Raw genomic sequence first — 12,649 nt, 5'->3', positions numbered from 1 at the left:
ACCATTATACTCTTTTTTTGAGCTGAATGAAAGGGACCTTGGAATTACCTACCAGAATGTTGCAGGACAAAATGCTCAATAGCTTTTGCAACACCAGAATTATCGTTTGTATCTGTTACATAATTTGCTACTTTTTTAATTGCTTCTTGTGCATTCCCCATCGCAACTCCGACACCAGCTTCTTGAATCATTTTAATATCATTTAAGCTGTCACCACATGCCATTACGTTTTCCATCGTAATACCTATCTCCTTACATACGCGATGAAGTGCTCTTGCTTTACTTACTCCTCTTGGGTTAACTTCCAGATTAGTTGGAAGAGAATTCGTTATTTCAAAGTCACCAAGTAATGAAATCTCTTTAATAACCTGCTCTAGTTTATCCGTATCAGAAGAGTCATAACCAACTTTTAACCATTTATGATCATAGAAGTTGTCTGGGCGTTCCCCTTGGTAGAATCCTTCTGTAGATATCATCCACATGTGGACACCTAGACCAACACCTAAATTCCAAAATTTTTCCATAATCTCTGCATCTAGTAAATGCTGTTCCAGTAATTCTTTCTTCATTGTCCAAATTTCTCCACCATTACAAGTAACTAAGTAAGATGTCAGGTCGAGTTCCTTTGCAATCGGATAACTGGTACCGAGTGATCTTCCAGTACTTAAGACTACATGAACACCTTTCGCCAGTGCCTTCTGTATCGCTTCTTTCGTACGGCTGTCAACTTCATGCTCCGTAGTTAATAACGTACCATCCATATCTAATGCAATTAACTTAATGTCCGGCATCAAAAAACTCCTTTATGCTTGTTTTTCAGAAATCTGCTCTGATTGTATACCTTTATCATAAAGCTTTGTTGTAAGGAATGGAATAAATAAGATTACGAGTAAGCCATAGAACAATACTTCAATATTAAATATATCAACTACCAATCCACCTAAGAACGGTCCTAACATTCTTCCTGAAGCTGCAATACTATTCACAAAGCCTTGGTAAAAACCTGCTCTCCCCTGTGGGGCTAATTCATTTGCCAAAGTTGGAATTGCTGGCCAAATTAGCATTTCTGCAATGGTAAGTATAACCATTGCTGTTGCAAACATCGTAAATTGCTCTGCATACATGGCAATGACAAAAGAGAATAAAAATATCGCTGCACCAATATAAATATGCTTTTTCGGTGAAGTAACCCTATCTGTAAAGAGCTTTAATAATGGTTGAGCAAGTACAATTAAAAATCCATTAATTGCCCAAAGTGCACTATATTGCTCGAGCGGCACACCAATATCCTGTGTATAGGACGCAATGGTTGATTGCCACTGACTATAGGCAAACCAGGTAACAAAAAATCCACCGCATAAGATTAGTAAAGCAGTAAACGCGGATTTATCTTTAATTTTTCCTCTTTGTTCCAAGACAGTGGTATGCATATGTCGATTCTTCTCTTCATCCATACCACGAAATGCAAAGATAACAATAAGAGTAAAGACGAACAGTAATGATGCATTAGCTATAAAGATTAAATCAAATGAGATGCTTGCTACATATCCGCCTATCGTCGCACCTAGTGCAACACCAAAGTTCTGGGCTACATACATAGCATTAAAGGCCCGTCTACCACCTTCTGGCCAAACGGAACCTGCCATGGCGAACATAACTGGCCATGTAATCCCTGAACCAAGCCCAATAATAAGTAGACAAATAGAATAGGCAACTATGTCATGATTAAAGGAAAGACTAATAGCAGCTCCGGTAGAAAGAGTGCTTCCTAATAATATCGTTTTATACGCACTAAACTTATCAAATAATATACCACCAACTAAATTACCAACAATATTGGCACCTTGGTTAAACGCTAATATAAAGCCTGCAAATGCTAAGCTTTTTCCTAATTCATTATGCATGTATATCGTATTAAGTGGCCATAAAAAAGAACCACCAGTTACACTAATGGTCGTAGCAATTGCTAAAAGCCAAATATACCTTGGCATCCTCATCATCTCGCATTCTGGTTTTCATCAACTAAGTAATTTTAATATATTTGGTTGGTGAAAGCAATGAGGAGAGCGGAATATTTTTATCTGTTTTATTCCCTATATACAAGTTAATGCTAGTCTAATAGCCTCGGTTAAATCTTGCTGTGACCAACTAGGCATATTTTTCTTCACGGCCAATGCGTGGGATGCTGGAATATGAATAAATCCAGAGGGCCGATCCATGCCTTTCCCTTTAAAATAATGAAGTCCATGATACATAACATTATTACACAAGTATGCTCCTGCAGTATTAGAAATCTTAGCTGGAAAACCTGCCTCTTCTAATTTACTGGTAATCTCATAGATTGGAAGTTTTGAGAAATAAGCATCTGGTCCATCTTCAAAAATTCTTTCTCCATTCGGTTTATGTCCATTATTATCCACAGGACCGTCATTACAATTAATCGCAATCCTTTCTGGCGTAATGCAATTTCTTCCACCAGCAAGACCTAGGGAAACTACTGCGTCTGGATTATACTTTTCAATTAAATGAATAAGTTGTTTTCCGGACTTTGCGAAATCCACCGATAACACCTCACCGATAATTTCATAGTCTCCAATTAGTTGCCCATTTAAATTATTCGCAATTTCTGTTGTAGGATTTATTGGGAATTCTAAGAATGGTTCAAATCCTGTAAGTAATAACTTTTTCATTTCATATCTCTCCTAGTTATACGTATTTATTTCTTCCTGCACCAAGTCCGAATAGGACTACTAAAATAGCTACACTAATTAATGTGATAATTGGTAATGTCCATGAATGTGTTAAATCAAATAAATACCCGATAAACATTGGCCCAATTGCAGCAAGTAAATATCCTAATGCCTGTGCCATACCTGATAATGCTGCAGCTTGTTTGGCATTTCTTGCGCGAAGTCCCAGGAAGGTTAAAGCTAAAGGGAAAGTTCCACTTAACGCAAGTCCAATTAAAACAATACTGATTACTGTGGTTACATAGGAAGAAGCAAGTAATAACCCACTAAATCCCGAAACAGATAAAACTCCTAATGTCACGACAAGTACACGTTGTGAGGCAAACTTTCCAGCTAATACTGGAACAATAAAACTAGCGGGTAATCCAATAAATTGCGTAAAGGAAAGCATCCACCCTGCTGTTTCCATGCTCATTCCCGAAGAGTGCAAAATCTCTGGCAACCAAGAAATCGTTACATAAAATAAAAAGGATTGGAATCCCATATACAAAGCAATTTGCCAAGCTAAAGGCGAACGCCAAAGATTTGTATCATTTTCTGTTAGTAATTGATTTTCTTGCGTAGTTGACCTACCTTTATAAGTAACATAAACCCATATTGCAATTCCAAGAACTACCGGAATTCCCCATATTAGTAATGCAACTTGCCAACCTAAGTTTAATCCACTAGCTAATGGAAAACTAACACCAGACGCTGAAGCAGCAAATATATTCATTGCTGTGGAATAAACACTTGTCATTAAACCAACTTTTAATGGAAATTTATCTTTGATTACTCCAGGTAAAAGCACATTACAAATAGCAATACCAACACCAACCAATAAAGTGCCGATAAATAATAAGAACATCACCGATATGGACCGTATAGAAATTCCGATTAAAAGCAGTATAAGTCCCCATAATATAATCCGTTCATTAGAATATAGATTACCAAGTCTTGCAGCAAAAGGGGACATAATCGCAAACGCTATTAACGGTAAACTCGTTAATAACCCTACACTCCAGTTTGACAACCCAACATCATCTCGGATTGTGCTCATTAATGGACCTACTGAAGTAATCGCCGGTCGAAGGTTAAATGCTACTAAAATAATTCCTGTAATTAATAAAAATTTATATAGTTGATTTTCTTTTATTTCTTGTTGTTCTAGCCCCAAAGTTGTTTCCCCTTCCGAATGGTTACTGTCATTACTATAGCATATTGAAGGAAGGTAGTGAAAAGGTTTAGTTTTAGTGGTCTTGGTACATTTCATTGATGCATTAAAAATTTTGGAAAGGGATATTTCCTCGGAAATAATCTTATTTTGTCGAATCGGTTGTGTTACCCTATTTATTAGAAAGACCAAAAGCGCAAGCGCCCGTTTAGGGACTACGGACTGGACTGAGCCGTAGGAGATAAAGGAAACACGACGACCGTAGGGAGTCGATGTTGACTTATCGTACGGAGGCGAGGGAAGTCTCGCTAGTCCCTGGGCGCTGGAGCTGGACGTGGCTGTTCCTGCACAAGAACTTAACAAAGCCAAAACTTTATACTTTCTTATCTTTTTAGAAAAACTCGCATTCGCTAAGTCCCAAGCGAATGTGTTAGTTTTTCTTATGTCGGCGGAAAGTTTTTTATACTTTCCTAACTACCAAATGAGAGGATGCGGACAACATTGCATCCACATCCTCTCATTTATCATTTTAAATCTATTTGTGTTTCCAACTCCGGAAATACTTGGTAACTTGCCTCATACAATAGGAATTTTGTTTTCTTATCTACCTCTACTTTAGGATACGTAACCTCTACCTTGTCTCCATTATTTTTGAAGGAAACCACATTAATATATTCGTCTTTTTCCCGATTAATTATTGTAGGGAAACTTGGTATCAAAGTATTCGTTTCATAGGTTACGATTGTAGCATCTTTTTCTTGCTTAATATTTTCGACCTTAAACTCCGAATTGGATCCAATTATTTCTCCTTCCTTGAATGGTGTAGTGTGTTCATTTGCTTTAAAACCTTCCCCATGCTCATGTTTGACCTCTACACCTTGGTGTGTCACGATATATGGAATTATCTTATAAGAATACACGTTTACTCCTCTTGGAACTTCAATTACATCATAATATCTTTCGAGTCTAGTAGTATTGACTTCTGGATCTAAATAACTTGAAATACTAATGGAATCTGATAGAAACATTTCACCATCTTTACTGATTCCTATTACTTCAAAGGAAAAATCCTTGGAGCCGTTCACAGTATAATCTACCAACACATCGGTATTAGCATTTATTTTTAATGTAGTCGGGGTCATTTCAACATATCTCACAACAAACGAATTACCTAAGTCATCTTCTTTACTGGGTATGTCCTTTAACACGATAAATTCTGTTTGCTTATCTAAATTTAATGAAAATCCCCAGTCCCCTTCCACTCCATTTATTTCTGTTATTTGAAGTGCTAATTCTGAATCCGGCTCAATTTTTTCGGGATAACCAAAGGTAATCGTATCTCCATTTGTTATTAATTCTTTCGTATGATAGAAAATTATCCCTTTCCCTTGAGGTTTCCCATCCACAAAAAATTCATAAGTAAATTCCGTTAGTTCAGGTAGGGGTTCTATCGTATCTTCTGTTTCCATTCTAACGGAAATAGCCATCTGATGATTATCTATATACCCCTCTTCTAGAATCACTTTATACCCTTGATTTTCGACTTCCATACCAATTTCCTGGGTGTTGCCTTCTGTCACCATTCTTTGTAAACCGACATCACCTTGCTGGTATAAAATACTAGTATTGCCAATATCTCCACTTGCAGTTTCCTGATCCGTATTTAGCAACAATATTCCGAATGCCACTACAAATACCGATGCAATAGTAGCTATCAAATTTTGCTTTTTAAAGAAAGAACGTTTTTCCTGTTTCTTTGCTTTAATCAGCGCAGTTTGCACCGTATCATCAAGCTTCTGATTAGGAACAGGAACGTCATCTACCATTCTACTAATCTCATGTCGAAGCTTCTCCATACACATCTCCTCCATTCGCTAACTTCTTCTTAAGGACTTGAAGTGTCCTATGTAGTTGGGATTTTACCGTTCCTTCCGGCTTATTAATTATTTCTGCAATCTCGGGAATTGAATATCCATAGTAAAAACGCAGTAAAAGTATAGTCTTTTGGTTTGGTCTTAACTTCTCAAATACGGAAGCTATATCCATGGTCATAATAGATTGGTTTTCCTCATTAAAACCTGAATTAAACCACTCAACTTCTAATGGGATAACATCAATCGATCGCTTCAAATAGTCGAGAGAGGTGTTAATTAGGATTCTAGTAATCCAGGTAGAAAAAAGATTCATATCCTTTAATTTATGGAAAGATTTATACGCTTTAATAACGGTATCTTGCACGATATCTAAGGCAGTTTGTTCGTTTTTTACATAAGCGTAAGCAATTCGATATAATTTTTTCTGTTCTTGTACAATTAATCTTTCAAAGGTTTGCTCGTTTATATTTTTACTGTCTGATTTAAATATTGACACGGGCTCCCTCCTCTCGCTTCCATTTTACTATAAAAGTTGGCCAACTTTTTAAATACTTCTGTTAATTAGACATTGGAATGATGTATTTCGTTCCATCATATTTTTTATTATTTTCTATACATACCCTTGCAAAAAAATAGTTCTTTTTGAAGCATAAGACTGAGGAAATTTTAAATGCGGAAGTTAATTGATTTCATACTCATTAATTTTGCATTGGGAATTGTTACTTCAACAGATAAATAGGACGAGGAAGCAATCATCTCCTCGTCCTACCGTATTAAACAGTTGCTCTTAACTCCAACTCTCCACCATCATCCTTACGTTGCTTTTGAATGAACCAAATAATACCCATCATAACAATTCCAATAATACTTGTAGTTAATTCTGGGATAATCATTAAGATTCCACCAACAAATAACATAAGACGTTCCCAAACCTTTGAATTCCGGACAAAAAATCCAATTACCGCAGCACTTACCGCCATCATTCCTAATAAGGAAGTAGTAATTGCTAAAATTAACTTCACTGGGGTTACATCTACTAATACAAGAATCGGATTGTAAATGAATATATATGGAATGATAAAGGCTGCAATTGCTAGTTTAACTGCAGTGACACCCGATTTAAACGGATTTGCCCTCGCTATCCCGGCACCTGCATATGCTGCCAAGCAAACAGGTGGCGTAATGTCAGCCACAATACCGAAATAGAAAACAAACATATGGGCAGCAATTGGCGCAACACCAAAATCATTGATAAGAACCGGCGCAGCTATTGTTGCTGTAACAACATAATTAGCTGTTGTTGGTAATCCCATACCTAGGATGATACACGCAATCATGGTGAACAATAAAGCAAGAGGTAAAATCCCACCAGATAATGCGATAATTCCTGCTGCAAATTTAGTACCCAAGCCAGTAATACTTACAACACCAGCAATAATCCCTGCCGTTGCACACGCAGCAATAACTGGAAGTGCAACACGAGCACCTTGTTCAAATACCTCAACAAATTGTCTAAGATTCATTCGTGTTTCCTTACGAATAAAACTAATTAAGAGTGCAGAAACAACTCCCATTAACGCTGCACGTTGCGGTGTGAAACCAGCAAGTATTGTTCCGACAATGATAAACAAAGGAATTAGCATAAATCCATTTTTCATGAGTAACTTCATAAAACTTGGAAGCTCTGATTTTGGTAAACCATGTATTTTAAGTTTTTTAGCTTCAAAATGTGTCCCTATAAAGATACCTGTAAAATAGAGAACAGCTGGTATTGCTGCTGCTAACATAATATTTGAATAATCTACTTGTAGATACTCCATCATGATAAAGGCTGCTGCCCCCATAAGTGGTGGCATAATTTGGCCCCCTGTAGATGCTGAGGCTTCCGTTGCAGCTGCAAATTCAGGCTTAAATCCGGACTTTTTCATCATAGGAATCGTAAACGACCCAGAGGATACTGTATTTCCAACAGAACTTCCCGAGACCATCCCTGTCAATGCACTAGCTACAACGGCAGTTTTTGCAGTTCCTCCGGTATATCTTCCAGTTAGGGCTAACGCAAGGTCATTAAAGAATTGTCCAATTCTAGTGTGTACAAGAATAACCCCGAAGAAGAGGAAGAGGAATATAAACTTTGCTGAAATTTGAATTGGTGTTCCAAATACCCCACTACTACGAAACCAAAGATTAGTGGAAATATCATTTACAGCAAAGCCAGCATGTGAAAGCACCTTAGTCGGGATGAAGTTCCCAAAGATGGCATATAAAATCATAATACTAGCCACGATAATAATAGGTACACCAACTGTACGACGAGTAGCTTCTAACAATAACAGAATACCAATGATAGCTACAATAACATCCACGAACGAATAGCCATTTATTGTTGCAAGTGTAAGGTCATCATAAAAAATAATCTTATGATATCCCGCATACATTGCCACAAACGCTAAAACAACATCATACCAAGGGACAGACCTTTGCTTTTTCTGTAACCCTTTCTTAGCAGGAAATAATAAAAAGATAATTCCAAGTGCAGTACCTAAGTGAATTGCACCTTGCTGTTGTGAGGGCAGTACACTTGTGAAGGCTGTATATAAATGGAAAACTGTAAGGGATACACCTAAAAATGTAACAACCCAAGCCCATTTACCTAGCTTTAATCGAAAGTTACTTTCCTTATCATACTTTTCTAAGATTTCCTTTGCATCTACCTGTTCACCTTGAATGGGCTTCTTAGTGACATTTTCTTTCATCCAACCACACCCCATCAGTTAAAATTTGAAAGAAAGGGACCTATTTAAATAAAGATCCCTTTCCTTTTGATTAGGAAACATTTGATTTCTAACTACAATTCAAGTTTATTTAACTAAGTCCTCAAAGCTTTCTATTCCTGTAGCTTCACGTGTTACGATTTGAATAATTTCAGGGTAGATGTGACCAATGAATGCTACATTGGAAATTGGTTCATTAAAGTCCCCTTGGCCTTTAACAGCATCAATTGCTGGGCCATGTACAGTCATTCCTAAGTCCATATTCCCATCACGAATTGCTGCTAAGTTTTCCAATGATGCGCTTGTTTCTCTATTAGTTACATTGATTCCATCAATATTGTTATTCCAAACCGTTGCCATTTCTCCCCCAAGTGGGTAGTAAGTTCCACCAGAGCTACCTGTTCCTAATACTAATTCAGAAGCCTGATCGGTAACATTTAATTCAGCAATTGGGTTATCAAATTCTAATCCCTGTTCTTGATAATATTTTGCTGCTCCTGGGTGTATTGGTAAATCTTCTAACCCATTTAATGCATTATCCAGTGTCATTTGAGCACCTTGTGCATGACTGATTTCACTTGAATTTTCAATCATTACTTTTGCTAATTGATAGCCCAATTCTTCGCTAATGGTATCCGTATTTCCCATTAAAATAGCGTAGGCTGTAACGGTTGTAATATCCTCTTCCAGGAAATCATAAGCATCTTTTGGAATGGTAAATTCTCTATAGGCACTACTTTCCTCGATATGAGCCACCGCTTCTTTAGATAAGCTAAGCATCTTCACATCACCTGCAGATGCTTGTAAGCTGGTAATATTTCCAGCAGGTAGACCTAGAATACCAATTGAGATATCAATATTTCCATCCTGTACCCCATTTGCTGCATCTCCAAATCCCTCTTCAAATGAATTATAATCTCCTTCTTCGATACCATAAGCATCTAAAATAAGCTTAGAGACTGTATTTGTTGCACTTCCAGCTGGTCCAATAGCTATATTCTTAGCCTCACCACTACAGGCCACAAGGACAAGGACCATACTTAATAAAATACCAACAAGTCCCACTATCTTCATTTTTCTCATGTACATACCCCTTTTTTATGTAGTATTAGCTTTCATTGATAACGTTTTCATTTAACTCTATGTATTTCCCCTTTTGTATGTCATGAACGAAACGATAGAAAGCTTACTATCTAGTATACGTGTTTTTCATCAAAATTCAACAGTTTATTTAGTATTTTCTGATTATTAGTTCTAAAGATTTAGTTATTTTAGCTCTGTTTATTAAAAGTGAAAGGGTTTAGCCAATCCGTGAATTTTTCTCACAGAGAGTCTAAACCCTTTTAATTATAATGTTATCCAATTATTCTTTATTGCTTTTATGACAGCATTGGTACGGTCAGATACATGTAGCTTTTTCAATATGGAACTTACATGGTTATTAACGGTTCTTGTTGAAATGTATAATTCCTTAGCAATACTTCCATTATTCAACCCTCTACCAAGCTCCTCTAGAACATTCCATTCTTGTTCCGTTAGAATTCCTACTGGTCTATACGGCTCTTTACGAGTTAACTTCACATAATCCTGTAATAGTACAGTAGATAGCTTTGGATGAATATATTGCTGGTCATTTAGCATCATCTTCGTTGCAAATACTAATTCACTTAATTCCATTCCATTAAAGAAATACCCATGAAGACCATAACTGAAAAGTTCACCTAATACGTCACTGGTCAAATCGGATGTCCATATAGCAACACGTAAATTCTTTTCTAAAAAGTAATTAATAGTGCCAATAATATCAATTTTTGTATTTAAATCGATGATAACTAAGTCACTAGCAATTATAGTTTTTAGTTCATTAAATTCCGTAGAATCAAAAGCTTTCCAGGTGTTTTCTGGTAAACTTTCTTCTAGTTTTTCTACAATAATATCCCGTACTAAATCTTTCTCTTTAATTAGTGTAATCTCACACATAGCTGATTCTCCCATCCCATTTTTTTCTTTTATTAATGGTAGAAATAGCCAATATGAATTATCCCATAATTAAAGGCTATTCTATATTAGAATAGCCAAAATATTTCAATCCATTTTGGCAACCAGGCGATCATAGTTATTCAACCTTAGACCCTTAGCTTTGCGTCCTACCCTTTCAGATAGTTTGCCCTTATCAATTTGTCTTATATAAAATTAAACTTTAATTCAGTGAGAGTTTTAGTACGTCATCTCACTTAAAAACTCTTAGATCCAAAGCAAATTTTTGAACTGACCTACAATAACTTTTCACCTATTAATTATAGTAAACTATTTCTATCAAAAATAGCAATAGAAAGTTTTCTAATTGATAGGTTAAAATATGGAAATAAGGTTTGCGCTTTCCAACCTTATTTATTAATTATAGCTTAAACTTACTTACGACTCCATTTAATTCTTCTGCTAATGTTGCCAACTGTTCTGAGCTTCCTGCAACCTCTTCCATGGATCCACTCACTTGTTGTGCAGAGGCAGACGTTTGTTCCACACCTGCAGCAGACTCTTCCGATATGGCAGCAATTTCTTCAATAGAGCTATTTATCTCTTGACTACTAGCAGCAATACTTGATAAATTATTCGTTATCGTTTCAATGCTTTCCACCATATTGGAAACCGCATGACTAATATTACCGAATGTCTCATCGGTAGATTCAATCTTTTCTGTACCGATTTGAACTTCTTTATAACCTTCTTGTAGTGATTCAGAAACATTGGTTGATTCCATTTGGATACTTGTTACGATTTCAGTAATATCATTTACGGATAATGATACCTGTTCCGCTAACTTTCTTACTTCATCAGCAACAACTGCAAATCCTTTACCCTGTTCCCCTGCTCTTGCAGCTTCAATGGCAGCATTTAATGCAAGTAAATTAGTCTGATCCGAAACATCTTTAATAACCGATACAAGATTAGTAATTTTTTGCGTATGAGTTTCAAGTCCTTCTACTTTGCCAACAGCATCTTGAACAATCTGGTCAATCCTACGCATTTGTGTTGTGGATATCTTCATCAAATTACTACCTTCATTTGTTAATTGAAGTACATCTTTCGAATCCGTAACGATATGGTCACCACTTTCATTTGCCTCTTGTGCTTGCCCAACAAATGAACTCATTGCCGAAGAAAGATCTCCAGCACTATTTGCCTGTGTTTCTGTGCCGTGAGCCAATTCTTCCATCGTCATTGCAATTTGTTCTGCACCGGTACGTACTTCATTTGTTGATTGAGTAAGCTCTTCACTCTGACTTGATACCGTTTCGGAGACATATTGAATCTGAAATAATAATCCACGCATACTATCATTCATTTCATTTGTAGCACGAACAAGTTGACTAATTTCATCTCGTCCTTTAGTCTCCAGTGGTTTTTGACTTAGATCACCTGTGGTAATTAGTTTCATTCGCTCCATTACCTGTTTTAACGGTTTTGAAATTACTTTAGCTATAATAACTGCAATGATAATTCCTAATACTAGCATTAGAATTCCAAGTACATTACTAATGATAACACTGCTTACGGTACTTTCTGTGACCTCTTGTCCCAGTTCATTAATTAACTTCTCTCTGTTCGCAGAATTTTCCTCGAAACCATTAATAATCTCTGTCTCTAATGGACTAACCTGCGTTCGCATAATTTGAAGTGCAGTATCTCTATCTCCACTATCAAAAGCAGCAAAAACTTCATTTGTTAGTGTTCCCCATTCAAACTTCTTAGCGATTAATTCTTTGGTCTTCTCTGATTCAGTTAACGACAATAATTCCTCTTCCAGTGCAATACTTTCCTCTATTGAACCTTCAAACAAATCCCTATATTGTTCATCTTCGTATAAAATATAGGCACGAAGTAAACTTGTTCGATTTGTCATATTTAAAGCTATTTCTTCATCAGCAATAAGTAATGGAAGCTGCTCATCTAAAATTTCTTCCATGTCTTGTGTAATATTAGCTAATGTGTAATTTGCATAACCAGAAAATAATAGACCTAATAATACAACAGTCGAGAATCCAAGTATTATTTTAGTTCGGATACTTTTAAAATTAAAAAACTTTTTCATGGTTA

The 12,649-nt window shown here is 36.3% G+C and carries 10 protein-coding genes and 1 riboswitch; all 10 genes read right to left on the bottom strand.

Features of this window, described 5'->3' with window-relative positions; all coding sequences use genetic code 11:
- Positions 1–44: 44 nt before the first annotated feature.
- Positions 45–791, bottom strand: coding sequence for a Cof-type HAD-IIB family hydrolase (locus tag K332_RS0118965; protein WP_026908894.1), 747 nt, complete (start codon positions 789–791; stop codon positions 45–47).
- A 12-nt stretch (positions 792–803) separates the two neighbouring features.
- On the bottom strand, positions 804–1,991 hold the full coding sequence (locus tag K332_RS0118960; protein ID WP_026908893.1) for an MDR family MFS transporter: 1,188 nt from the start codon (positions 1,989–1,991) through the stop codon (positions 804–806).
- Positions 1,992–2,093: 102 nt separating this feature from the next.
- Positions 2,094–2,690, bottom strand: a complete 597-nt coding sequence (locus tag K332_RS0118955; RefSeq protein WP_026908892.1) for a pyroglutamyl-peptidase I — start codon at positions 2,688–2,690, stop codon at positions 2,094–2,096.
- A gap of 16 nt (positions 2,691–2,706) precedes the next feature.
- Positions 2,707–3,906, bottom strand: coding sequence for a CynX/NimT family MFS transporter (locus tag K332_RS0118950; protein WP_051359536.1), 1,200 nt, complete (start codon positions 3,904–3,906; stop codon positions 2,707–2,709).
- A gap of 521 nt (positions 3,907–4,427) precedes the next feature.
- Positions 4,428–5,759: a DUF4179 domain-containing protein gene (locus K332_RS0118945; protein WP_026908890.1), complete on the bottom strand. Its 1,332-nt coding sequence runs from the start codon at positions 5,757–5,759 to the stop codon at positions 4,428–4,430.
- Positions 5,740–6,273, bottom strand: a complete 534-nt coding sequence (locus tag K332_RS0118940) for a sigma-70 family RNA polymerase sigma factor (RefSeq protein ID WP_026908889.1) — start codon at positions 6,271–6,273, stop codon at positions 5,740–5,742. The genes K332_RS0118945 and K332_RS0118940 overlap by 20 nt, the downstream gene beginning before the upstream one ends.
- Positions 6,274–6,550: 277 nt before the next feature.
- Positions 6,551–8,533 (bottom strand): TRAP transporter permease, encoded by a 1,983-nt coding sequence (locus tag K332_RS22905; protein WP_036689375.1) that lies wholly within the window; start codon positions 8,531–8,533, stop codon positions 6,551–6,553.
- 105 nt (positions 8,534–8,638) lie between these two features.
- Positions 8,639–9,634: a TAXI family TRAP transporter solute-binding subunit gene (locus K332_RS0118930; protein WP_245604766.1), complete on the bottom strand. Its 996-nt coding sequence runs from the start codon at positions 9,632–9,634 to the stop codon at positions 8,639–8,641.
- A gap of 264 nt (positions 9,635–9,898) precedes the next feature.
- A complete protein-coding gene (locus K332_RS0118925; RefSeq protein WP_036689372.1) occupies positions 9,899–10,531 on the bottom strand; it encodes a response regulator transcription factor in 633 nt (210 codons plus the stop codon).
- A 114-nt stretch (positions 10,532–10,645) separates the two neighbouring features.
- Positions 10,646–10,730, bottom strand: a riboswitch (cyclic di-GMP riboswitch).
- Between the two features lie 219 nt (positions 10,731–10,949).
- Positions 10,950–12,644 (bottom strand): methyl-accepting chemotaxis protein, encoded by a 1,695-nt coding sequence (locus K332_RS0118920; RefSeq protein ID WP_026908886.1) that lies wholly within the window; start codon positions 12,642–12,644, stop codon positions 10,950–10,952.
- Between the last annotated feature and the right edge of the window lie 5 nt (positions 12,645–12,649).

It is taken from the genome of Paucisalibacillus globulus DSM 18846, from assembly GCF_000482485.1.
GTDB lineage: Bacteria > Bacillota > Bacilli > Bacillales > Amphibacillaceae > Ornithinibacillus > Ornithinibacillus globulus.
This window is presented reverse-complemented; position numbering and strand designations above follow the sequence as displayed.

Bases quoted from the DNA above. Each gene is read 5' to 3' on its own strand.
- K332_RS0118920 (WP_026908886.1), bottom strand. From the start codon at position 12,644: ATGAAAAAGTTTTTTAATTTTAAAAGTATCCGAACTAAAATAATACTT.
- K332_RS0118960 (WP_026908893.1), bottom strand. From the start codon at position 1,991: ATGCCAAGGTATATTTGGCTTTTAGCAATTGCTACGACCATTAGTGTA.
- K332_RS0118945 (WP_026908890.1), bottom strand. From the start codon at position 5,759: ATGGAGAAGCTTCGACATGAGATTAGTAGAATGGTAGATGACGTTCCT.
- K332_RS0118955 (WP_026908892.1), bottom strand. From the start codon at position 2,690: ATGAAAAAGTTATTACTTACAGGATTTGAACCATTCTTAGAATTCCCA.
- K332_RS22905 (WP_036689375.1), bottom strand. From the start codon at position 8,533: ATGAAAGAAAATGTCACTAAGAAGCCCATTCAAGGTGAACAGGTAGAT.
- K332_RS0118925 (WP_036689372.1), bottom strand. From the start codon at position 10,531: ATGTGTGAGATTACACTAATTAAAGAGAAAGATTTAGTACGGGATATT.
- K332_RS0118930 (WP_245604766.1), bottom strand. From the start codon at position 9,634: ATGAGAAAAATGAAGATAGTGGGACTTGTTGGTATTTTATTAAGTATG.
- K332_RS0118965 (WP_026908894.1), bottom strand. From the start codon at position 791: ATGCCGGACATTAAGTTAATTGCATTAGATATGGATGGTACGTTATTA.